Consider the following 22,271-nt stretch of genomic DNA (forward strand, 5'->3'; position numbering starts at 1 on the left):
TTATCTTCCTTTCAACATGAGTAATTTTATATGCCATGAAAATAAAAATTCATATGCTTCTAAAAATTTCTTGGCTTCAAATGCATCTCGTCCCCAAACCGTTATACCGTGATTGCGAATTAAAACTGCACCGGCATCAGCGGACACATACTTTCCAAACTCCGCTGCAAGCTGGGGAATGTTCGCATAATTTGGGATAATCGGTACAGTTACAGATGCGTTTTCTTCCCAGATACCAAACGCTTTAATAATTTCCTGTCCAGTAAATGTTACTTCTCCTTCTTCCCCGTAAAGTTCGCTTATTACGTTATTATCTACTGTATGGACATGCAGGCTGCAGCCGGCATTCGTTTTACCATATACCTCTACATGAAGAAGTGTTTCAGCTGAAGGCTTTCCGGCAAATCCATCAATTGCTGAACCTCTCGCATCTACAAGTAAAAAGTCTTCTGCCGTTTCTTTCCGCTTATCCTTCCCACTGGCTGTCACTAGAAACGACTCATCATCTACTTTAATTGACAAATTCCCGCTCGTTCCAGGGAACCAGTCACGCAATGCAAGCTCCCGCTTTACATCCGCCAAATCGTTCCATTTTAATTGCAATGTATTCATCCAATAACCTCTTTCACATGGTCAATAACGTCATAAAATGTGGCAAATGGCTTGTGGTGTAAACCAAGTGAACGGCATTTTTCCAGCAATAGATCACGTGCTACAACAAAGTCTGCCAGTTTAGCAGCTTCAAGATCCGTAATGGAGTCACCGATAACAATAATGTCTTTTCCTTTTGCAATTTCCCTCACAATGGATGGCTTGCAGCATCCGCATTCATTCGAACAGTGCTCATCGCATAAATGAGGCCAGTCAATCTGAATATAGTCACCAGAAAAGTCAGACATATTGCAGTATACTTGATCGTCCGGTACTAAACCTTTTAATAGCGGTCTTACAAAAAAGTCAATCCCACCGCTGACGATGTATAGTGGAATACCTGCATCTTTTGCATACGCGACAAATTCCGTAAAGCCTTCACGTATTTTCGCATCATTCAAAATAAATTCGGTTATCTCTTCTTTTTGAGAGGTGGAAAGCAAGGAAAACATTTTGCCGACGCCTTCTTTAATCGATATGCGCTGAGAAAGGACTCCATCTTTCAATTCCTCCCAGCCGTCCGGCGCAAACTGTTTCATTATCGCGATAATATTATCATTTTTCGTAACTGTACCGTCAAAATCACAAATCAATACCGGGTTTTTCATCATTTTCCTGTTCCCCACATTTCGAGTGCGACTCGCAAGTCCTCATGCTGTTTGGCTGCTTCTTCAAGCGTTCGTCCCGTTATAACAGCGTCAATTGCCTGACGGAATGCCCGTCCCCCTCCAGCTGCGCCGTTCGGATGACCATGAACACCGCCGCCGGCATTAATGATTGAATCGATCCCAAAATCCTCATATAGGACAGGCACAAGGCCAGGATGAATGCCGGCAGACGGGACAGGAAATGTTGGCTTATACATATTTTCTTCAAGTGCCATTTCAGCTGTTTTCAAAGCTGCATTCCGCTCAAGGGCAACGGAACCATACGGCGATGGAAACAATGTAAAATCGGCACCTGCCATACGGACAAGCTTCCCTAGCATAAGTTCCGTTGAAAATCCATGGTGCGGAGCGGAAGTAAATGCTCCTGAGACGGCAGGATGCGCCATAATTGGCACCGGAATGTCGCGGTCTTCTGTAAGTTCTTGCAGCACATCAAGTCCATAAGCAAAAACATTAAATAAGTACGCTGTAGCCCCGAGCTCTATTCCGCGGCGTGCTTTTTCTTTCAACTCACTGGTCCGTCCGGTCAAGTTCACTGCATACAAAGCTTTTTTTCCACTTTCAGCAATTACCTGCTGACCAAGTTTTAAACGCTCTTCAAACGGTGTTAATCGATTTTCAAACAAAATCTCATCGTCTTTTACAATATCGATGCCGCCTTCGAGCTGTGCTCTCAACTGCTTTTCTAAATAGGACAAATCACGGCCAATAACACCTTTAAAAATGCTCATGAGAAGCGGACGTCCATATGCACCTGTTAGTTCACGTATGCCTTTTACCCCGAATCTTGGACCGGGAAACCGCTTCGCTAAATCGTTTGAAAAATCAAGATTCATTAAGCGAATGACACCATCCAGTGACAATTTACCAAAGACAGTAACTAAAATGGCCGGCAAATCTGCACTAAAGTTTGAAGAAGGATAGGCGATTGTAACATCAGCTTCCCGTCCTTCCGCCGTCTCACGACCGGTTTCTTGAATGGCAACCACCCTGCCTTTATGTTTCCGAAGCTGCTCTTGCTCAAGATGAGGCAAATCAGTCCACGACCCGATTGTGAGTCCGAGTGCAATTCCCTCCGCTTTCTTTTCAAAGTTGCCGTTCCGGTCAAAAAGCCGGTATTTTGCAATCACTTCACTCATGATTCGTTCTCCATTCTAAATACCCACTAGTTTAGTGGGATTATGTCACTTTTTTATGTTTTTGTCAATGAACAGGCCAAGTCTTCCAATCCGCTCAACGGCTTCCACCAGTCGATGCTCATCGGTTAACAAACCAACGCGTACGTACCCTTCACCATATGTGCCAAAACCGATTCCTGGCGCCGCCACCACATGTGCTTTCTCCAAAAGCATATCGGAAAATTCAACGGATGTGTATGGCGCTGGTACTGGAAGCCAGGCAAAAAAAGAACCAGCCGGTGCGGTCACATTCCATCCGATTTTCTTGCATGCGTCAATAAATACATTCCGCCGGCGTTCATACATCGCAGACAACTCCTGCACACAATCTTGCGGGCCTGTTAAAGCAACAGCGGCTGCTTGTTGTACCGCACTAAACAGGCTCACATACAGATGATCCTGCAGCAAATTAATCGCAGAAATAACACTTTTGTTCCCCGCAACAAATCCGACACGCCATCCGGCCATATTGTATGTTTTGGATAATGTGTAAACTTCAACACCTATCTCTTTTGCACCTTCCGCTTGTAAAAAGCTAGGCGGCTTATGTCCATCAAAACCGACACCGCCATATGCAAAATCGTGAACGATACAAATGTTGTGTTTTTTCGCAAGTTCAACTGTTTGTTCAAAAAATGCGCTGTTCGCCTGCGCTCCCGTTGGGTTATTCGGGTAGTTTAAGAGCATTAATTTTGCCCGATCGAGCCGTTCTTTTTCAATGGCATCATAATCAGGCAGGAAGTGATTTTCTACGGTAAGCGGCATATAGTCCATCAGCGCCCCCGCCATCGCGGCACCCGACCAGTAATCCGGATAGCCTGGGTCTGGGACCAACATGTAGTCACCAGCGTCCATTAAACACATTGGGAGTTCAACCAGCCCTGCTTTACCGCCAAAAAGAATGGCGATTTCCGTTTCCGGGTCCAGATCTACATCGTATTCACGCTTGTAAAACTGTGCCGCTGCCTCTTTTAAAAACAGCTGTCCCTGAAACGGCGGGTAACGATGAAAAGCTGGCTGGTCCGCTGCTTCTTTTAATGAATCCACGATATGTTGGGGTGTCGGCTGATCTGGATTACCCTGCCCAAGATTGATCACATCGTGTCCAGCATTTATATACTGTGCCGCTTTTTTAGTCAAAGCAGCAAAAAACTGCTTTGGCAATGTATTTAATAAGGTTGATTGATTGAAATAAATCATTTATGCACCTACTTAAAATTTTCTTGCATTTTCAGACATAAATATATATTGTATTAGTCAAATTGTAAATATATTCGGAGGGATGACCATGTCTTCATATGAATCTTTAACGACTGAATCAGCTGTTTCCCTTGTAAAAAAGCTTGGCTTATTCGCTCAATCGGAATCACTTTCCTGCCAGGAGATTGGTGACGGAAACTTAAACTACGTGTTTCATATAATAGGTAAAGAAAAAAGTGTCATTGTGAAACAGGCACTTCCATATGCCAAAGTCGTTGGCGAAAGCTGGCCGCTTACATTGGAACGGGCTGATATCGAAAACCGTGCACTCCGTCTTCAAGGGAAATATGCACCTGACTATACTCCTAAAGTCTACTATTCAGATAAGGATTTAGCAATTACGATTATGGAAGACTTATCTCATTTAGAAATTGCCCGTACAGGGTTGATTAACGGCGAGGATTATCCCTTGATCGCTGAGCATACCGGGGAATTTATCGCTCGGACACTCTACTCGACATCTGATTTTGCTATGGGGCCTCAGGAAAAGAAAAAATTGCAAAATACATTCTGCAATCCGGAACTATGCGATATTACGGAAGGGCTGGTGTTCACAGATCCTTTTTTTGACGCTGATACGAATGATTTTGAAGAAGGCTTGCGCTCAGATGTAGAAAAAATATGGCAGGATACAGCGTTAAAGCTTCATGCAGCACAGTTAAAGCGGTTATTCTTAACGTCAGGTGATGCACTTTTGCACGGCGATCTCCATACGGGCAGTATTTTTGCAAGTGCAAGAGAAACGAAAGTAATTGATCCGGAGTTTGCGTTTTATGGTCCGTTCGGCTTTGATATCGCACACTTTACTGCGAACCTGTTTATGAATGCCTTATCGCGTCCTGAATCACGCCGCGAGCCGGTTTATGCACATATTGCAACCGTATGGGACGTGTTTAATCGTGAATTTACACGGTTATGGAAAGAAGATAATAAAGAAGCATTTGCAAGAACAGAAGGCTACCTTAAATGGCTTCTTGCTGATATTTTTGAACAGGCAACCGGTTTTATGGGTCTCGAAATGATTCGCCGGACGATCGGTCTTGCACACGTAAAAGATTTAGATGGAATAGCAGATACAGAGACACGCCTCGAGGCGAAGCGAAGATCGTTGTCGATTGGGGCACGTTTTGTGAAAGAACGTCGTCAGTTTTCAACTGCGGATGAGCTTGTTGAGGCATTTAAGGAGGGATTGTAATGAATATCCCACAGTCAGTTAAATGGGAGAATGATACGATTTTGCTCTTAGATCAACGAAAATTGCCTCATGTGACAGAGTATATGACCCTTGAGTCAGTAGCTTCTGTATTTGAGGCCATTAAATCACTAGCGGTGCGTGGCGCGCCTGCGATTGGCATTGCCGCGGCATTCGGCGTCGCATTATCGGCGCTTCACCACAAAACGAATGACATTGATGAACTGAAGGAGCTTGTACTAATGGACAGCGGCTATTTATCACAGTCGCGTCCAACTGCCGTAAATCTTTTTTGGGCGCTGAATCGGATGAATGATGTTATTATCAAAACAAATTCTACTAAAGCATTGCGTGAAGCCGTTCTGGCTGAAGCGCTGGCCATTCAAGCGGAAGATGCAGAAGTATGCCGTTCAATTGGCGAACACGCACTCGAATTGTTTCAAGACGGCGACCGGATCATGACGATTTGCAACGCTGGTTCGATCGCAACAGCAAAATATGGCACGGCACTTGCCCCTTTCTTTTTAGCAAAAGAACGCGGCATTGATTTGTCTGTCTTTGCATGTGAAACCCGCCCTGTATTTCAAGGAGCCCGTTTGACAACATGGGAACTAATGCAGGCTGGTGTGGATGTCACGCTTATAACAGACAACATGGCAGCCCACACAATGAAGACGAAACACATATCAGCCGTCATTACCGGTGCGGACCGGATCGCTGCTAATGGGGATTCCGCTAACAAAATCGGTACGTTTGGACTTGCTGTTCTTGCAAAGTCATTCGGTATTCCTTTTTACATTGCAGCCCCACTGTCAACGTTTGACTTAGATACACCGAATGGTGACGCGATTCCAATTGAGGAACGTGATCCCGCTGAAATTACTCATGTGAACGGATTAAAGGTAGCACCTGATGGCGTCAGCGTATTCAATCCGGCGTTTGATGTAGCTCCTGCTGAACTGATCACTGGCATTGTCACAGAAAAAGGCGTAATTAAACCGGATGCTGCAGCAATTGCAAAGCTGTTTAATTAAATGGAATGAAGCCCCGAAGAGCCAGCGGGGCTTTTTTCTTGTAATCTGCTCACCAAGGTATTCTACTTTCTACTAAACAGGAAAACGGCCTCCGCTAGTTGGAGACCGTTGTTTTTTACAATGGTAATGATGCTAGGATACCGTTATATAGTTTCATTAAAATAAGCGCAAGCAGCAGTCCAAAGAAAATCCAGAATAGTGCTTCAAATACAATGATTCCAATCATTTGCGGCGTTGTGATGTGCGGACTTATTTTGTATACGAAATAGACAATGTAGGCCATTGCCGTCACTAGGAAAATAATGATTATGCCGGCAGCTGATGAAAAGCTGATTAGTGAAATGAGACCACCGATGAAAAAAATAACAGCGCCAAACCGTGCTTTTTTCAACAATTCGCCTTCTGTATCTTTTGAAAAGAAAAGAAGAGCCAGTTCATTCGCTGTATTTGCTAACAGCTTCAGCGTAGCGAAGATCATTGTGAATACAACCATAAGGCCGCCGATCACAACAAGGTTCATTTCCGTTTTTGTAAAGAAATCGAGCATTCCGGTATATAAATTTGCTTTTTTCAGCAAATCGACGACTAGTGTCTGTGCGTAAATCGCGAGCGAAAGACTGAAAAGCAAAATGGCTAAGAGCGGCATATATCCGGTTAAATAAGAATTTTTCATTAAAATGATTCTCCCCTGTCAGAGTCAGTCAATGTTCATTATGCAAGAGGAGACTTAAGATGACAAGAGATTTTCAATATTTTTTGGAAATAAGACACTATTTTTGGCAAATTCACGATTATCGAAAAAAAGTTTTTTACCCTAAATCATCCGTATTTCTTCATATTTATTATGAGTGTACTAGTTTTCAGACAGACCGAAAATTATAAAATGCACAATCATTTTTTTTGCGCTATAATTTTAAAAAGCATTTCTTTAGGGGGGATTTCATTGTCGCTGGTTCACTGGGCCATTCTCGCTCCTTTTATATTGGCCATATTCGTGCCTTTCTTCAGAAAGAAAGCAGCAACCATACATACGGGCTGGTTCGTTTTGATCCTGCCGGTTGTCCTGTTTGTCTCATTTCTTCAATATCTTCCTGTAACGATGAATAATAACTCTATTACACATTCGGCGGCCTGGATTCCATCTCTGGGTATCGATTTCTCTGTGTATATAGATGGCCTCAGCCTGCTGTTTATTCTTCTCATTACCGGAATCGGGTCACTTGTTGTACTTTACTCCATTTACTATTTGTCAAAAACGAAAGAAAGCTTACAGCATTTTTATGTTTATTTGCTCATGTTTATGGGAGCTATGCTCGGGGTCGTTTTATCAGACAACGTCATTACGCTGTATATGTTCTGGGAGTTGACCTCTATTTCGTCATTTCTGTTGATCGCATACTGGTTTGACCGCGATCGTTCCCGGTACGGCGCATTAAAATCCATGCTTATTACCGTTTTTGGCGGATTGATGATGCTAGGCGGTTTTCTTGTTCTTTCCATTATGGGCGGGACGTTTAGCATTCGTGAACTTGCTGTTCAGGCACCGGATTTATATCATCACCCTCTTTTTTTATTGGCGATGATTCTAATTTTGCTCGGTGCCTTTACAAAATCGGCACAATTCCCATTTTACATTTGGCTGCCTGATGCGATGGAAGCTCCTACTCCAGTGAGCGCGTACTTGCATTCCGCTACAATGGTGAAAGCAGGTATTTATCTTGTTGCCCGATTCAGTCCGATTTTCGCGTTTTCCAGCTACTGGTTCTGGATTGTCAGTGCTGTTGGTTTATTCACAATGATATGGGCGTCGTTTAATGCCGTAAAACAGACTGATTTAAAAGGAATCCTTGCCTATTCAACTGTCAGTCAACTTGGTTTAATTATGGGGCTTCTCGGCGCTGGATCCGCAGCTCTTTATTTTGATTCACTCGACGATAATTTGTACACAGCAGCTGTTATTGCTGCCATCTTCCATTTAATTAATCATGCTACATTTAAAGGAAGCCTCTTTATGGTCGTTGGCATTATCGATCATGAAACAGGAACACGTGACATTCGCCGTCTCGGCGGGTTAATGAGTTTAATGCCTGTTACATTTACTCTTTCTGTTATCGGTGCATTTTCAATGGCCGGCCTTCCACCTTTTAATGGATTTTTGAGTAAAGAAATGTTTTTTTTATCAATGGTTCAGTTGAGTGAATTAAACTTATTCAATCTTGAAACGTGGGGGATTTTCTTCCCGGTTCTCGCCTGGATCGGCAGCGTGTTCACGTTTATTTACAGTATGATCATTGTCTTTACCGTTTTCACCGGAAAATTCCAGCCGGAAAAGTTGGAGAAAAAACCACATGAAGCACCTGCCGGGATGCTGGTTTCACCTATTATACTAGCTGTGCTGGTGATCGTGTTCGGTTTATTTCCAAACTTGCTTTCGTACAGCTTGATCCAACCAGCAGCGGCGGCAATCGTACCGTCCATTATTCCATCTGGTGAACAACTTGATGTAAATATTTATTTTTGGCACGGCATCACCGCGGAATTGTTGATGACCATTGCCGTTGTATTAGTCGGGATCATCCTGTATACGTTTTTGCCGAAATGGGTCGGTTTGTACAATTATTTCCCGGGAAAAGTCACACTTAACAATCTATATGATGCCTCTTTATATACAGTGGAACGAGGCTCAAATTCAATTACAAAATCCTATATGTCCGGTTTTATTCGAAGCTATCTCGTTTATATTTTCGCGTTTTTCATTGCACTGCTCGGATTTACCTTGTGGGCGAAAGATGCGTTTCGGTATGATGCATCGAATACGTCACCAATTGGTTATTATGAAATTGGATTGCTAGTTGTACTTTGTGTTGCTACGGCAACAATTCTGATGGCTAAATCGCGATTGACGTCGATTATTTCACTTGGTGCTGTTGGCTACAGCGTCTCGCTTTTTTTCGTCATTTTCCGGGCACCTGACTTAGCGCTAACACAGCTGGTTATTGAAACGGTATCGACAGCATTGTTCCTGCTTTGCTTCTACCACTTGCCGAAATTGTCCCGTCATGAAGAAAAGATGAGCTTTCAGATTGGGAATGCGCTAATTGCGGCCGGGGTGGGAATTACCGTTACACTGATTGGAATTACTGCTCACAGTACAAAATTATTTTCGTCCATAAATGAGTACTACATTGAAAACACCTATAAAAAAGCTGGCGGAGAAAACATGGTCAATGTCATTCTCGTCGACTTCCGCGGGTTTGATACGTTGTTTGAAATAGCGGTACTATCTGTGGCAGCACTCGGGATTTATGCGTTAATTAAACTTCGCCTTGAGAAAGGAGACGACAGCGTAAATGAAAACAAATGATGTTATTTTTCAAACTGTTGCTAAAGTCGTCTTCTTCATGATTATTTTTTTCGCCGTCCGCATTTTCTTTGCCGGACATTATTATCCTGGCGGGGGATTTGTTGGAGGATTGCTAACGTCAGGTGCAATTGTGCTCTTATTGCTCGCGTTTGATTTGAAAACAGTAAAAAAAATATTGCCAGTTGATTATAAATGGCTGATCAGTCTTGGGTTGCTTTTTGCTACCGGAACTGCAGCCGGATCCGTACTGTTTAATGTACCCTTTTTTACACATGCATACGATTATTTTCAACTGCCGCTTTTCGGCAAAACATCACTTCACACCGCGATGCTCTTTGACCTCGGTGTGTATTTGGTAGTCATTGGTGTAACCATGACCATTATTCAAACGATTGGAGAGAGTGAATAATGGAAATTTTAATGTGTATAGTTGCTGGAATGCTTTTTGCAGCGGCGGTGTATTTAATGCTTTCAAAAAGCTTGCTCCGAATCATTATTGGAACCGGGCTTCTAAGCCATGGCACACATTTAATGCTGCTAACTATGGGCGGATTGAAGACAGGTACTGTACCCGTTCTAGGAGAACATGCGGCATCCTATACTGATCCGATTCCACAGGCGCTTATTTTAACAGCGATTGTTATCAGCTTTGGTGTCACAGCAATCTTTCTTGTCATTGCCTACCGCGCATATCAAGACCTAGGCACGGACAATATGGATCAATTGAGAGGAAGTGAAGCAGATGATTAATTTACCTATTTTGCCGATTCTCATCCCTCTCGTTGCTGCGATTATATTAATCTTTTTGGCTAAAAGTATTTATGCTCAACGTATAGTGTCTGTCATTGCCTCGATTGCCACGATCATTTCATCAATAATGATCATGGCTAAAGTGAAATCGGACGGTATTCAAACGGTGGATATGGGAAGCTGGCCGGCTCCATTCGGCATTACCCTTGTCTCAGATATGCTTAGCGTTTTATTAGTTTTAACAGCATCGGTTATTACATTATGCGTCATTCTTTATTCATTTCGCTCGATAGGAAACGGGCGGGAAAGATTTTACTATTACCCAATCGTGCAGTTTTTGCTGCTCGGTGTAAATGGATCGTTTACGACAGGTGACATTTTCAACTTGTTCGTCTTTTTCGAAATTATGCTTATGTCGTCTTACGTCCTGATTGTAATTGGCGGTACAAAAATCCAGTTGCGTGAGTCGATAAAATATATTCTCGTCAATGTCATTTCATCTGCGATTTTTGTAATGGCCGTTGGTTTTTTGTATTCAGTGACAGGTTCTCTAAACATGGCTCACATTTCGGCTCGAATATCCGAAATAGGCAGTGAGCCAATTATTACTGTTCTCGCTGTACTATTTTTAATCGTGTTCGGTTTGAAAGGAGCGATTTTTCCTCTTTATTTCTGGCTTCCAGGTTCGTATTCAGCACCACCTGCACCAATACTCGCTTTGTTCGGATCACTACTGACGAAAGTCGGGATTTATGCAATTTTACGGACGTATACGCTGTTCTTTTATCACGACCAGCCATTTACACATGACATCCTATCGCTGCTTGCCCTCCTTACAATTGTTGCCGGTGTAATTGGGGCTCTAGCATATCGCGATGTGAAGCAAATACTAATCTACAATATTATTATTGCGGTCGGTGTTTTATTGTTTGGTATTGCAACAATGACTGATGAATCGCTCGCAGGCACCGTATTTTATCTTATTCACGATATGATTATTAAAGCAGCGCTATTCCTGCTCGGTGGAATTATAATTTACATTGCCGGTACGTCAAATCTAAATAAAATGGGTGGCTTGATCCTTCAGTATCCTGCCCTCGGCTGGACATTTTTACTCGCTTCGTTTGCGTTAGCCGGAATTCCGCCATTGTCAGGATTTACAGGAAAGTTATTAATTGTCCGTTCCGGATTTGCTGAAGGTGAATATGTTGGCGCGATTGTCGTGCTGCTTTCAAGTTTGGCTGTCCTGTATTCAGTTGTTAATTTGTTTATGGGTGCATTCTGGAAAACAACTGAAACACCATTGCCGGATGTAAAAAAGCGGACTGGATCTTTATTCATTCCAGTTGTAGTGCTCGTCTTGCTTTCTGTTTTGTATGGCGTTGGAACAGAATTCGTATATCCTTATGTGATGCATGCTGTTGATGTTCTTATTCATCCGGAAATTTACATCGATGCCGTGTTAAAGGAGTAGATGGTATGGCCTTTCAAATATTATTAAATGTGTTTCTGGCGTTTCTCTGGATGTTTTTGCAAGTATCTTTTAACGCACAGACGTTTATTATTGGATACTTGCTTGGTTTAATTGTGATGTTTGGCATGCGCCGCTTTTTTACTCACCGCTTTTATATGCACCGGGTCTGGGCGGTCATCTACTTATTCTTTTTATTTTTAGTAGAACTGATCAAAGCAAATATTGATGTCTTAAAACTAGTTCTCCGCCCAAAACTCAATATGCGTCCGGGAATTTTCGCATTGGAAACCGAGTTGAAATCAGATTGGGAAGTGACGCTGCTGTCGAACTTAATTACATTAACACCTGGTACACTAGTCGTTGATGTATCTGATGATAATAAAATATTATACATTCATGCAATCGACATCGGAGAAGTATCTGAAGCAGTTGACAGTATTAAAAATTCATTTGAAAAAGCGATCATGGAGGTGAGCCGCGGATGATTGATCTCGTTTTAAAACTTACACTAGTCCTGCTGGCCATCGCCATGCTAGGACTCGTTTACCGGCTAGTAAAAGGGCCTACAACGCCTGATCGGGTCGTCGCACTTGATGCGATGGGGGTTAATCTCGTCTCTATTGCAGCAGTATTATCAATGATCCTTAAGACAAGCAACTTTTTAGATATCATTTTGCTTATCGGCATAATGGCCTTTCTTGGTACTGTTGCATTTGCAAAGTTTTTAGAGAAAGGGGAGATTATCGAATATGACCGTGATCAGTGATGTGTTGATCGTGCTTCTTTTGCTTGCAGGCGCATTTTTCAGTCTCGTAGCGGCATTCGGTGTCATCCGCCTTCCTGACGTTTATACACGAAATCACGCGGCTTCTAAGAGTGCTACACTAGGCGTAATGTGCATTATGCTCGGTACATTTGTCTATTTCCTTGTGGAGCATGATTTATTCAGCTCCCGCCTTCTGCTTGGTATCGCCTTCTTTTTCATTACCGCACCTGTGGCCGGCCACTTAATCAGCCGCGCTGCTTACAACTCCGGCGTGAAAATGTGGGATAAAAGTGTCCGCGATGATTTAAAAAACAAAAAGTAACAAGAAAAAGGTGTCAGGAAAGACCATTAACCTGACACCTTTTTTCATTCATATAACGTTTCTTCTTTTTCTCCGTTTTCTTTGTAAACTGTTAACACGCCCTCATGGTTATTCACATACTCTTTTGCGCGCGTTAAAACGTCCTTCTTCGTTTCTCCTGAAAGAATATTCCGTTCTCCATTTTTTTTCATCAATCCCCAACGTTCATTCTTAGCCTTTACTTCATAATGAGGCCTTCCTGACTCTTCTTTCCCAGCTGAACTTCGTGCCCGATCAATGGCAATGGCAATTGATCGCCCCTCTTCGTAACCATCTTCGAGCAGCGCGTTTGCAATTTCTATCGTTTTTTCACGGACAGGATCCGATAGATTTTTCATTGAATCAGGATAATCATTTTTACTCCATGGCATTAATAATCCCTCCCTTATCAAGAATGTTCCCCGCTGGCTGTTTGGTAAACGTTATTTTTTCTTTACAACAGCCACCGTACAGCGCGACAGGCAGATAAGCGCCCCATCTTCATCCGTGATTTTAATGGTCCAAACCATTGTAGTCCGGCCGCGATGCTCGATTTCTGCGGTTGCTGTCACGATCCCATCCCGTTTTGATTTAATATGATTCGCGTTTATTTCTAATCCGAAACACAGTTCTGTTTCGTTATCAATAAGTGCAGCTGCACCGATACTGGCAGCCGATTCGGCGAGTGCAACTGATGCGCCGCCATGCAAGTAGCCCAGCGGCTGATGTGTCCGTTCATCCACTGGCATTGTCATCACGACACGCCCTTCTTTTATTTCAATGATTTCCATCCCTAGTGCTTCGACTAGTGTTCCTTTTGTATTGATGTCCATAACCTATTTCCCCCTTTTAAAATAACGCGCTTAATCTCAACCATGCATAGTGAGGTGGGACGTATTGTGAGCGTGCGCAATGTTTTTAAGATAAAGCAAGAATCGCCAGTGTTCGTGTCATGACACCAGGGGACATTTCTGCACTACCTGCAATATCAAGATGCACCCAAGGGGTGTTTTCCGCAAACTCGCCGATAAAGCCGCCTCCCATAATGGCATGGCCCTCTCGTCCTGGTGAATTGTTCAAATCGGCGACGTCACTTTTCCGTATACGCTCTTTATCAAATTCTGTAAGCGGCAGCTGCCAGATAAACTCTCCTGCTTCATGAGATGCTTCAAGCACCTGTTCAAAAAACGGCTCATTATTTGTCAGCGCCCCGGTTTTATCCTTGCCAAGCGCAATAATGACACCGCCTGTCAATGTGGCCACATCGACAATTCGGCCGGCACGCTGCTGTTTTGCGTATGTAATGGCATCCGCTAGGACAAGCCGCCCTTCTGCATCGGTGTTTTTCACTTCTATTGTTTTTCCTGAAAGGGATGTGATAACGTCATCAGGCTTAAACGCATGACCGCTTATTACGTTATCCGTTGCCGCGATTACCGCCATAACGGGCTGATCAGGTTGAAGCTCGCCTATTATTTCCATAGCACCAAGCACAGCTGCCGCCCCTGCCATATCTGTTTTCATTCCGACAATTCCGTCTTTTGATTTTATAGAATAACCACCTGTATCGAATGTGACACCTTTCCCAACAAACGTTAGTACATCATCCCAGACGTCTTTTGGATTATATTTCAGGGTAATCATTTTCGGCGGTTCAACAGACCCTTGTGCGACGGCAAGAAATGCACCCATCCCGATTTTTTCCATATCAGCCCTCTCTAAAACCTCTATTTCAAACCCGTATCGATTGGCCAGATTCATGGCATGGTCAGCGAGATCAGATGCGGTCATCATATTTGAAGGGGTGGCCGTGAGCTTTCTTGCCGTATTCGTCCCGTCAGCCATTGCTTTTCCGACTTCACATGCTGCTTTCACTTCCATCTCATCCGCTTCTGTCCAAACATCAATCGATTTCAACATTTTCTCCGGTTCATTCCCTGGCGTACGGTAGCCTGTAAACTGAAAGCGCGCCAAAAAAAACGCTTCAAATATGGCTTCTGCGGCCTCTGATGCTGTCACGTTTTCCGTTATGAACGAATCAAGCGCCAGACTAACTGATTCTAAGCTGCATTCTTTGGTTTGGGCCGCTGCTTTTTTGACCGCTTCATGAATTGAATGAAAATCGACATCTTTTTCTTTTCCAAGTCCGATAAACACGATACGCTTCGCTGGAATATATCCAAGCGTCGGGATAACAGCCACTCGACTTTTTTTCGCTGAAAGATCTCCTTCTTTTACAAGATCCGTAAGGCGGTTTTGAAATGACTTATCCAGTCCGTTTAAAACGCCTTCAAATTTCAAAGGTTTATCAAAAATCCCTACAATTAAAGTGTCTGAATGTGATTCAGTAAACGATCCTTTTTTTATTGTAAACAATGTTATCACCTCAATGTCATTATACAACGGAGACATACGGGGGGGAATTTTGAGCAAAGTCTGTATTCATTTCCCAAGGTGCCGGTGTATCTTTGGTCACGAAGCTTCTAATTGGGCTTAAAATAAAAATAACCCACAGGTATCCCTGAAGGTTAATTTTAGAACATTTGGTATCCTTTTGCCCGCAGAAGCCGCATGACGAATCCGCTTACTACTGCGCCGAGAAAGCCACATAACAAAATCGTAATGTCTACCGGCTGGAGTCCAGCGAACCGATCTCCAAGAATACGAAATGATTCACCAGTCTTAAATATGTAATCAAACGAGCTAATTCCATCGACAATGGCAATCGTAACAAGCGGATAAATAAACGCCATAATCCATGTCATACGAAGCAGCATGTTTAAGATAAACCCGATGCCGAAAAAAAGAACAAAAAAGAGCAGTGACGACACGAGTACAGTTGCTATATGCATGAAGCAATTCCCCCTAAACTCATTACGTTTAGTTTACTGAACGACCGCTGAAAGGTCAATGAGCGAAAATGTGACAAAAAACACCGACTGCGAGGGGGAACCGCAGTCGGTGCTTTGCAAAAGTATTTTCAATCTTTTCAAAACAAAGACGAAAATAATTTTTCTTCCTTAATATAACCATTTCCTCTTATTTTTATAACTTTATATGACAATATGTTAAATAAAGAAACGGTATGATGTGTAGCCGAACTGCGGACCAGGATCAGGGACTTCTATGCATCCAAGACCCGCTGTTTCAAACAGCTTTACAATGCTTCGCAGCAGCACCGATGTATCCGGGCTTTCCGCCAGTTCATCAACTGACATCCAACGGGCATCAAACAGTTCGCTTTTGTTTGGTAACGGTTCTTTTTCCTCATTCAGATCCATATGAAAAATAATCATCGTATCGCTCACATCATCCCGAATGACGCCTGTTCGAATGCCGACCACACCACACACTCCCGCATCAATATTTGTTTCTTCTTTTACTTCGCGTACGGCTGCTTCATCCACCCGCTCCCCCTCATCGACAAAACCGGCCGGCAGCGACCATTGACCTTTTAAACCACCATACGCTTTTTTCACAACAAGCCAGCGCCCTTTGCTGTCGATAACGACCCCCGCCGCTGCTAACCAGACTTTACCCCTTTTCATGTAATCCTTCCTTTCTAAAAATAAAAAAGCCCCGAATAAAAATCCGGAGCCGACATATACATTAAAGTATGTTGAATTTACCTTTTTTCAACACTAGAGATGGACCGCCAATCAAGAAGAGTGCACGGTTATCAACCATTTTCTTCATAAAGGATGCTTTAGTACCCGTGAGCTTCTTGTCGAATACAACACCAATGGCATCGTCGTCGCCAAGTGAGCAAACGGTTCCTTTAAGGTGAGGTGTGAATGTTTCGAGATCACTTTCTCCTTTTACAAGCTTCACAATATTGCGGGCACAAGTTTCACCTTGCTGCATAGCAATTTGAGCTGTCGGCGGGTATGGACGATTAATTTCTTCGTTAATAATTAGTGAGCAGTCACCGATAACAAAAATATCTTCTTGGTTTGGCGCACGAAGATCAGGATTCACCTTTACGCGTGCACGCATGTTTTCAATTCCTGATTTTTCTATGATGCTGCTTCCACGGACACCAGCAGCCCACACGACCGTGCCTGCTTTAATTTCTTCCGTATCATCCTCACCTTTTGCGACGATGATTCCTTCCGCTGTTGCGCCTTTAATCGGTGTACCGATTTTAAATTCGACACCTTTTTTCTCAAGCTGCGCCACCGCATATTTCACAAGTTCAGGATCGAAACCTGGTAGAACCATTGGTGCTGCTTCTACACAGTAAATCCGAACTTTTGAATAGTCGATGTCGTACTCTTTGCAAAGCTCAGGAACCCGGTTTGCAAGTTCACCAAGAAACTCAATGCCAGTAAAGCCGGCGCCGCCGACAACAAAAGTCAAGCGCTCTTCTTTTTTCTCTTCTTCGTTTGCATATGTAGCGAATTGGAATTCAATATGATCACGAAGCTGACGCGCTGTGTTTACATTTGAAATTGTAAACGCGTGTTCTTTTAGCCCTTCGATGCCAAATGTCTCAGATTCGCCGCCAAGAGCAACAACGAGGTAATCATAATTGACTTCCCCTGTATCCAAAATCACTTTCTTTTCATCAGGTTTAATATCTTGAACTTCTGCGCGGATAAATTCCACTTTGCTGCGGTTGATTACAGCGTCCACATCATAGCGCACCCGATCATGATGCATTGTGCCTGCAGACGCTTCGTGAAGCCATGTTGTTTCGTAGTGGTAATCATTTTTGTTTACAAGCACAATATTTGCTTCGTCAACTGATAACGCTTTTTGTAGACGTGTTACGGTAACGAGACCGCCATAACCGGCGCCCAATACTACAATTTTCGGCTTTCTCACTGTCATCTTCATCCACCTCATTAAAGTTTGTGAAATTCTTCACTAATCATTATAAAAAAATACGTTTTACTTTTACACAAAATGTTCATAATGTTCATAACTAGTCTTATCATAGACGGTTTATCTTCTTTTTTCAAGTTATTTTATCGATTTTCAAATAGGACGAATGATGAAAAATTTTGTATTATAGGAAATAAGGAGGGGATTTTTTTGACAGATATTACGATTATCGGCGCCGGTCCAACCGGGTTATTTGCCGCATTTTACGCTGGAATGCGCGGTGCTTCCGTTAAAATTATTGAAAGTTTGCCGCAGCCGGGTGGACAATTGTCAGCACTATATCCCGAAAAATTTATTTACGACGTGGCAGCTTTCCCAGCAGTAAGGGCTCAAGAGCTAGTCGACCGGTTAGTGGAGCAAATGAACCGATTCCCGGTTGAACTTTGTCTTGAGGAATCGGTAGAAGTTCTTGAAAAACAGGCAGATGGCGTCATTCGTCTTGCGACAACTAAAGGAGAGCATTTTACAAAAGCGGTTATTATTACCGCTGGGAACGGGGCATTCCAGCCGCGCCGTCTTGAACTTGACGGTACGGAAAATTTGCCAAATGTCCATTACTTTGTGACGGATTTAAATAAATTTGCCGGGCGCCGTGTCGCCGTTCTTGGTGGAGGAGACTCAGCTGTCGACTGGGCATTGATGCTTGAACCGGTTGCAAAAGAAGTGACGATTATTCACCGACGGGATAAATTCCGGGCACATGAACATAGCGTGGAACAGCTGATGGAATCAAACGTGCGTGTTGCCACACCGTTTATACCTGTTTCTTTTGATGGAGTAACACTCAGTTTAGAAGAAGTAAAAGGTGAGCGAAATGAATTGCTCGAAATTGATGATTTAATTGTGAATTACGGTTTTATCTCGTCACTTGGTCCGATGAAAAACTGGGGGCTTCAGATTGAGAAAAATCAAATCACTGTTAATACAAGAATGGAAACGAACATAGAAGGTGTGTACGCAGCAGGTGATGTTGCTACATATGACGGAAAAGTAAAACTTATAGCGACTGGTTTCGGAGAAGCGCCAACTGCTGTAAATAACGCAAAATCATATATTGATCCTTCTGCAAAAGTACAGCCGCTGCATAGTTCTTCCCTGTTTTAAGTCATTTAAGGAGGGTAAGAGGGGTTTTTTCAAGAAATGCGCCTAGGCAAGATGTGGTTTCACAATATAAATTTATTGAAATTATTATAGTCATTTTGGATAGAGATGATGATACCCTATTTCTTCATCTCTTTTTTTTGCCCCCAAAAAGACGGATCCTTTTGTGTCTGTTCATATCCATCCCATTCACCTAGTTTAAGAATATAAAGAGAACTGTCTCATTTGGTTCTATCTCCTTTTACCCTCCTTGGTTTTAAAGCGTTCGCAGAGAAGTTCTACATTCCCTCATCGAAATACATCCTATATCCTCAGGAAACAATGATAAACCGTTATCTCTTATAAACTATCTTTTAAAACAAGTAAAATAGACTGCACATTTCTTCAAAATCCCCATGTTAAAATGTAAAAAAAGAGGAAAAATAATGAATATAAGCATAAAAATCTTTTTCTGATTTTTTTAGTCTTGTTTTGTATTATTATGCCAAATAGAAGTTTTGCCGAATCTACCGAATCCGTTCAAAGGGAGATGTCAAAACAAGAATTCCTCCAAAACGGCGTGAGCGCCAAAAAACGAACAGAATGAGTAAAGAAAGCAGATAGGAAAAAAACTGACGGTTGTTGAATTTCAACAGACTGTCAATCAGTATGTTACGTTGAAAGATGCAGGTATAGTCGATTTCGTTGATTTGTGTTATAAAAGCAGGGGCATGTACAAATGCAGCTGCGATAATGCGCTTGTGAATACTTTATCTGTAAGCTAGTACGTTTTGCAAGAAATAGGATGGAGGTGTTTTTATGAGAAAAAAGAGTGTCACAACTATAAACCTGGCTTGTCTCGTTATCGCAGCTCTTTTTTTAATCATCCATTTGACCACATCAAAAGATATATATCACTTTACCGTCTTATTCGGCTTTATAGGGGTCTTACTCAGTTTAGTCACTAGACAATGATTACTCGCTTTATTGAACTTTTTATTGGTCATCAGCTTGCTTTTACTTTGGTTCGTCAGTGACATTATGAATAGGTTTTTTTAAATAACAATTTCAATGGATGATTAATAGAACTTAAAAAAGAGGCTGGGACATGACAGCCTCTTTTGTCTACACTCTGAACCGTTCGTCTCTCCGAACGGTTTTCATTTATGGTTTTTATGAAGCAGGCTTTTTTGTTTTCTTTGCTTTTGAATTTGTCCACTTTTTCACGTTCTCTGCGCCAATGAACTCTACTTTTCGTTTTGTATCAAGCCGGACTTCTTTCACTTCCGCACCACGGAAATCGATGACCTGGCCACGTTGCGGCGTTGAAATAATAACAACATTATATTTTAATCCTTCTCCTTGCAGCGTGGCGGAATGTTTTACAACGATCCCGTCACGGAATCGCGCATCTTTATCGATGTCTAGATGAATCCCCGGTTTTGCGACAATTAGCTTCTTTTCCTTCTTCTTCCCTTCAATGTACTGAATATTTTCATCCGCAGCGAATGTGGTCCGGATAACAATTGGATCGTGGTCACTGGCGCGTCCATGTTCGTCCATAAACGATGAGTTTGTATGAACAATATCCACTTCCGTCATTTCCGCCATGTTATTCGTCACTAAAATGTGATCAAGCACCTGTGAGTTGCCTTGATAAGAATACGTAAACCTCTCTTCTGCTGGAACACGGTCAATCATATTCGTCAACTCTGATCCTTTTAAAACCGAGAGTGATTCGGTAAATTCAAAGTCATTGAAATCGCCGGCAAGAACAACATTTGCATCTGGATCTGACGCCTTTACTTTTTTTACAAAACCATTTACAACCGCAGCCATATTCTTGCGCTGAATTTCACTGCTTGCTACCAGTGGCTGATTTTTACCGAACAGCGGCTGGTCTCCGCCTTTTGAATTAAAGTGGTTTGCAACAACAATGACTCTTTCCTCATTAAATATAAACTGCGCAGCCACCGGTTTTCGGCTGTCTTCAAACGCTGTATTTTCCGGATCTATGCGGCCTGGGTTCAGTGTTAATCTGCCATTTACAAATTCTGCTGATTCTGTTGCCTTTCCCTTCATTCCTTCTGCCAGCTGTACACGACCGGGATTATATAGGAAGCCGACACGAATGTTACCGCCAGGCTGTCCGCCGTCCATTTTATCTTCAGGCGCAACATCTGTGTACACGTAGGCAGGACCACCAAGTGCTTCCATTGCTGTGATCAATTTCGCCGCACTTTGAGCCGCATCGGTCGTGCCTGAATCTACCGGACCATCGTTATCCTGCACTTCGGTAACAGCAATAATATCCGGTGACTTCATGCTATTGACTATCCCCGCTGCAAGACGGTTCGTTTTATCATTGGATGAGGCAGCTGAGTAATTTTCCAGGTTATAAGAAGCAATCGTCAATCCATCTTTTGTCGAGTGTAACATTGTTTCTTCAGGTTTTAATCCACCTTCTACAAGCGCCGGTACATCTTCGACCAGCATTTTATAATTACTATAGCCGTAGCTCACAACACCAGTCACATTACCGGCAAAATAGTCGCCTGTTTTTGCAACAAAATATTCATCATTCAAGTCTAGATGAAGACGCTCCGGATTATAATCTTCCGCAGATATACGGAGGCCGCCTGCTCTTGTGTTCGTTTCCGCATTTTCCGGCAAAACAACGACTTCACCATACTTTTGGGGCGCGATGACCTTCGGATTGTTCACTTGAACAAGCATCCCTTCCAGGCTTTCAAAGAAATCAATACCATCTTCCTCAGGATCAAAATGACGAAATTGGTCATTGTCTATTACCTCAGTCGGGATCAAACGATCTTTGTTTATAACGACTGCTGCTGGCAGCACATGACCGGATTCTTTTATCACAATGGTGTCTGCGTTAATTTCCGTTACCGGCAGATCAGTCTGTAATTTTTCTGAATAGCCCGCTAGTACCCATTCTTTTACGATTCCATTTACGCTAAGAAGGTCGCCTTTTTGCCTACCATGTGATTTTTTGTAGACGAGGATTCCTTCTGACGTGTCATCATTATCATCCGGTTCAATGCTTTGCATGTAAAAATTGTTCCTGTCTACAACGTGTGTCACGACGCCTTCTACATTTTTAACATGCACATTGTTGTAGGATGAAATGTGGCCTGCCCCTTGTATATCATGAATGTCAAGTGCTTCGACTGGTGCTTCCGGCTCTATGCTGTCAATCAGCATAACAGATTCAGGATTTTTCAAGCCTGGCTCCCCAAAATACGCTTCAAGCGATCCTGTAATACGCACTTTTTTTCCGATATTATCGGGATTTTCAACTAAATTAATACCCGGTCGAACAGATGGCGTTAACTGGATGGGCATAATGTTTGCCGGATCGGTTTCAAGAACGGAATCGGCTATTGCAATATTTGTCGTTTGAAAACGGTCATGTTCAGTCGTATAGCTGTCTTTTGAAAGGGTGTAGCCGACAATGTACCCCTCTACTGTAGCTGTCCCGCTGTTATTTGTGATCGCATCTCCTACAGTAATAGCCGCTGCATTTGCAGAATGGCTAAACGGAGTAAGTGCACCTATCATGAAAATACATGCTGCAAAAACTTGTCCCATTTTTTTCATCCAACG

22 protein-coding genes are annotated in these 22,271 nt (G+C 42.7%); 10 read left to right on the forward strand and 12 right to left on the reverse strand.

Going from position 1 to position 22,271, the window contains the following annotated elements; genetic code table 11:
* The 4 genes from BTO28_RS04650 to BTO28_RS04665 are packed head-to-tail and all read right to left on the reverse strand — an operon-like array spanning position 1 to position 3,697.
* The gene (locus tag BTO28_RS04650) at positions 1–612 is read right to left on the reverse strand and encodes a methylthioribulose 1-phosphate dehydratase (protein ID WP_076764383.1); all 612 of its coding nucleotides are present in this window, start codon (positions 610–612) and stop codon (positions 1–3) included.
* Positions 609–1,259, reverse strand: a complete 651-nt coding sequence (locus BTO28_RS04655) for a 2-hydroxy-3-keto-5-methylthiopentenyl-1-phosphate phosphatase (RefSeq protein ID WP_408606635.1) — start codon at positions 1,257–1,259, stop codon at positions 609–611. Before BTO28_RS04655 ends, BTO28_RS04650 begins: the two co-directional genes overlap by 4 nt.
* Positions 1,259–2,458, reverse strand: coding sequence for a 2,3-diketo-5-methylthiopentyl-1-phosphate enolase (locus BTO28_RS04660; protein ID WP_076764385.1), 1,200 nt, complete (start codon positions 2,456–2,458; stop codon positions 1,259–1,261). Before BTO28_RS04660 ends, BTO28_RS04655 begins: the two co-directional genes overlap by 1 nt.
* 45 nt (positions 2,459–2,503) lie before the next feature.
* A complete protein-coding gene (locus BTO28_RS04665) occupies positions 2,504–3,697 on the reverse strand; it encodes a pyridoxal phosphate-dependent aminotransferase (RefSeq protein WP_076764386.1) in 1,194 nt (397 codons plus the stop codon).
* An 88-nt stretch (positions 3,698–3,785) separates the two neighbouring features.
* On the opposite strand from BTO28_RS04665, the gene mtnK reads away from it, so the two are divergent.
* Positions 3,786–4,952, forward strand: a complete 1,167-nt coding sequence (mtnK, locus tag BTO28_RS04670; protein WP_095532646.1) for an S-methyl-5-thioribose kinase — start codon at positions 3,786–3,788, stop codon at positions 4,950–4,952.
* Positions 4,952–5,983: an S-methyl-5-thioribose-1-phosphate isomerase gene (gene mtnA, locus BTO28_RS04675; RefSeq protein WP_076764388.1), complete on the forward strand. Its 1,032-nt coding sequence runs from the start codon at positions 4,952–4,954 to the stop codon at positions 5,981–5,983. The genes mtnK and mtnA overlap by 1 nt, the downstream gene beginning before the upstream one ends.
* A gap of 115 nt (positions 5,984–6,098) precedes the next feature.
* Here the strand turns inward: mtnA and BTO28_RS04680 are convergent, their stop codons facing one another.
* Complete coding sequence (locus BTO28_RS04680; RefSeq protein ID WP_076764389.1) at positions 6,099–6,656, reverse strand: DUF5366 family protein; 558 nt, start codon at positions 6,654–6,656, stop codon at positions 6,099–6,101.
* 270 nt (positions 6,657–6,926) lie between these two features.
* On the opposite strand from BTO28_RS04680, the gene BTO28_RS04685 reads away from it, so the two are divergent.
* The 7 genes from BTO28_RS04685 to mnhG are packed head-to-tail and all read left to right on the forward strand — an operon-like array spanning position 6,927 to position 12,659.
* The gene (locus BTO28_RS04685; RefSeq protein ID WP_076764390.1) at positions 6,927–9,347 is read left to right on the forward strand and encodes a Na+/H+ antiporter subunit A; all 2,421 of its coding nucleotides are present in this window, start codon (positions 6,927–6,929) and stop codon (positions 9,345–9,347) included.
* The gene (locus BTO28_RS04690) at positions 9,334–9,756 is read left to right on the forward strand and encodes a Na(+)/H(+) antiporter subunit B (protein WP_076764391.1); all 423 of its coding nucleotides are present in this window, start codon (positions 9,334–9,336) and stop codon (positions 9,754–9,756) included. The genes BTO28_RS04685 and BTO28_RS04690 overlap by 14 nt, the downstream gene beginning before the upstream one ends.
* Positions 9,756–10,097 carry a Na(+)/H(+) antiporter subunit C gene (locus BTO28_RS04695; RefSeq protein ID WP_076764392.1) on the forward strand — a complete coding sequence of 114 codons (342 nt, stop codon included), beginning with the start codon at positions 9,756–9,758 and terminating at the stop codon, positions 10,095–10,097. Before BTO28_RS04690 ends, BTO28_RS04695 begins: the two co-directional genes overlap by 1 nt.
* Positions 10,090–11,571 (forward strand): Na+/H+ antiporter subunit D, encoded by a 1,482-nt coding sequence (locus BTO28_RS04700; protein WP_076764393.1) that lies wholly within the window; start codon positions 10,090–10,092, stop codon positions 11,569–11,571. The genes BTO28_RS04695 and BTO28_RS04700 overlap by 8 nt, the downstream gene beginning before the upstream one ends.
* A gap of 5 nt (positions 11,572–11,576) precedes the next feature.
* Positions 11,577–12,056, forward strand: a complete 480-nt coding sequence (locus BTO28_RS04705) for a Na+/H+ antiporter subunit E (RefSeq protein WP_076764394.1) — start codon at positions 11,577–11,579, stop codon at positions 12,054–12,056.
* Positions 12,053–12,337: a Na(+)/H(+) antiporter subunit F1 gene (locus tag BTO28_RS04710; RefSeq protein WP_076764395.1), complete on the forward strand. Its 285-nt coding sequence runs from the start codon at positions 12,053–12,055 to the stop codon at positions 12,335–12,337. Before BTO28_RS04705 ends, BTO28_RS04710 begins: the two co-directional genes overlap by 4 nt.
* Positions 12,321–12,659, forward strand: a complete 339-nt coding sequence (gene mnhG / locus BTO28_RS04715) for a monovalent cation/H(+) antiporter subunit G (RefSeq protein WP_076764396.1) — start codon at positions 12,321–12,323, stop codon at positions 12,657–12,659. The genes BTO28_RS04710 and mnhG overlap by 17 nt, the downstream gene beginning before the upstream one ends.
* Before the next feature lie 44 nt (positions 12,660–12,703).
* Here the strand turns inward: mnhG and BTO28_RS04720 are convergent, their stop codons facing one another.
* The 6 genes from BTO28_RS04720 to BTO28_RS04745 form a co-directional block, all read right to left on the reverse strand.
* Positions 12,704–13,069: a DUF2188 domain-containing protein gene (locus BTO28_RS04720; RefSeq protein ID WP_076764397.1), complete on the reverse strand. Its 366-nt coding sequence runs from the start codon at positions 13,067–13,069 to the stop codon at positions 12,704–12,706.
* A gap of 51 nt (positions 13,070–13,120) precedes the next feature.
* Positions 13,121–13,510, reverse strand: a complete 390-nt coding sequence (locus BTO28_RS04725; RefSeq protein WP_076764398.1) for a hotdog fold thioesterase — start codon at positions 13,508–13,510, stop codon at positions 13,121–13,123.
* Between the two features lie 85 nt (positions 13,511–13,595).
* The gene (locus BTO28_RS04730; protein ID WP_076764399.1) at positions 13,596–15,053 is read right to left on the reverse strand and encodes a leucyl aminopeptidase; all 1,458 of its coding nucleotides are present in this window, start codon (positions 15,051–15,053) and stop codon (positions 13,596–13,598) included.
* 158 nt (positions 15,054–15,211) lie between these two features.
* Positions 15,212–15,529: a YuiB family protein gene (locus BTO28_RS04735; RefSeq protein ID WP_076764400.1), complete on the reverse strand. Its 318-nt coding sequence runs from the start codon at positions 15,527–15,529 to the stop codon at positions 15,212–15,214.
* Positions 15,530–15,745: 216 nt separating this feature from the next.
* Positions 15,746–16,225, reverse strand: coding sequence for an NUDIX domain-containing protein (locus BTO28_RS04740; RefSeq protein WP_076764401.1), 480 nt, complete (start codon positions 16,223–16,225; stop codon positions 15,746–15,748).
* A 61-nt stretch (positions 16,226–16,286) separates the two neighbouring features.
* Positions 16,287–17,504, reverse strand: a complete 1,218-nt coding sequence (locus tag BTO28_RS04745) for an NAD(P)/FAD-dependent oxidoreductase (RefSeq protein ID WP_076764510.1) — start codon at positions 17,502–17,504, stop codon at positions 16,287–16,289.
* Positions 17,505–17,690: 186 nt separating this feature from the next.
* Here BTO28_RS04745 and BTO28_RS04750 point away from each other — a divergent pair, with 186 nt between their 5' ends.
* The gene (locus BTO28_RS04750; RefSeq protein WP_076764511.1) at positions 17,691–18,668 is read left to right on the forward strand and encodes an NAD(P)/FAD-dependent oxidoreductase; all 978 of its coding nucleotides are present in this window, start codon (positions 17,691–17,693) and stop codon (positions 18,666–18,668) included.
* A 1,149-nt stretch (positions 18,669–19,817) separates the two neighbouring features.
* Here the strand turns inward: BTO28_RS04750 and BTO28_RS04755 are convergent.
* A complete protein-coding gene (locus BTO28_RS04755; RefSeq protein ID WP_083711310.1) occupies positions 19,818–22,265 on the reverse strand; it encodes a DUF6359 domain-containing protein in 2,448 nt (815 codons plus the stop codon).
* Positions 22,266–22,271 lie beyond the last annotated feature (6 nt).

It is taken from the genome of Domibacillus epiphyticus (assembly GCF_001975785.1).
Taxonomy (GTDB): domain Bacteria; phylum Bacillota; class Bacilli; order Bacillales; family Domibacillaceae; genus Domibacillus; species Domibacillus epiphyticus.

Excerpts from the sequence above, each read along its gene's own strand:
- BTO28_RS04650 (WP_076764383.1), bottom strand. The coding sequence starts at position 612 with ATGAATACATTGCAATTAAAATGGAACGATTTGGCGGATGTAAAGCGG.
- BTO28_RS04655 (WP_408606635.1), bottom strand. The coding sequence starts at position 1,259 with ATGAAAAACCCGGTATTGATTTGTGATTTTGACGGTACAGTTACGAAA.
- BTO28_RS04660 (WP_076764385.1), bottom strand. The coding sequence starts at position 2,458 with ATGAGTGAAGTGATTGCAAAATACCGGCTTTTTGACCGGAACGGCAAC.
- BTO28_RS04665 (WP_076764386.1), bottom strand. The coding sequence starts at position 3,697 with ATGATTTATTTCAATCAATCAACCTTATTAAATACATTGCCAAAGCAG.
- mtnK (WP_095532646.1), top strand. The coding sequence starts at position 3,786 with ATGTCTTCATATGAATCTTTAACGACTGAATCAGCTGTTTCCCTTGTA.
- mtnA (WP_076764388.1), top strand. The coding sequence starts at position 4,952 with ATGAATATCCCACAGTCAGTTAAATGGGAGAATGATACGATTTTGCTC.
- BTO28_RS04680 (WP_076764389.1), bottom strand. The coding sequence starts at position 6,656 with ATGAAAAATTCTTATTTAACCGGATATATGCCGCTCTTAGCCATTTTG.
- BTO28_RS04690 (WP_076764391.1), top strand. The coding sequence starts at position 9,334 with ATGAAAACAAATGATGTTATTTTTCAAACTGTTGCTAAAGTCGTCTTC.
- BTO28_RS04695 (WP_076764392.1), top strand. The coding sequence starts at position 9,756 with ATGGAAATTTTAATGTGTATAGTTGCTGGAATGCTTTTTGCAGCGGCG.
- BTO28_RS04700 (WP_076764393.1), top strand. The coding sequence starts at position 10,090 with ATGATTAATTTACCTATTTTGCCGATTCTCATCCCTCTCGTTGCTGCG.
- BTO28_RS04705 (WP_076764394.1), top strand. The coding sequence starts at position 11,577 with ATGGCCTTTCAAATATTATTAAATGTGTTTCTGGCGTTTCTCTGGATG.
- BTO28_RS04710 (WP_076764395.1), top strand. The coding sequence starts at position 12,053 with ATGATTGATCTCGTTTTAAAACTTACACTAGTCCTGCTGGCCATCGCC.
- mnhG (WP_076764396.1), top strand. The coding sequence starts at position 12,321 with ATGACCGTGATCAGTGATGTGTTGATCGTGCTTCTTTTGCTTGCAGGC.
- BTO28_RS04720 (WP_076764397.1), bottom strand. The coding sequence starts at position 13,069 with ATGCCATGGAGTAAAAATGATTATCCTGATTCAATGAAAAATCTATCG.
- BTO28_RS04725 (WP_076764398.1), bottom strand. The coding sequence starts at position 13,510 with ATGGACATCAATACAAAAGGAACACTAGTCGAAGCACTAGGGATGGAA.
- BTO28_RS04735 (WP_076764400.1), bottom strand. The coding sequence starts at position 15,529 with ATGCATATAGCAACTGTACTCGTGTCGTCACTGCTCTTTTTTGTTCTT.
- BTO28_RS04740 (WP_076764401.1), bottom strand. The coding sequence starts at position 16,225 with ATGAAAAGGGGTAAAGTCTGGTTAGCAGCGGCGGGGGTCGTTATCGAC.
- BTO28_RS04755 (WP_083711310.1), bottom strand. The coding sequence starts at position 22,265 with ATGAAAAAAATGGGACAAGTTTTTGCAGCATGTATTTTCATGATAGGT.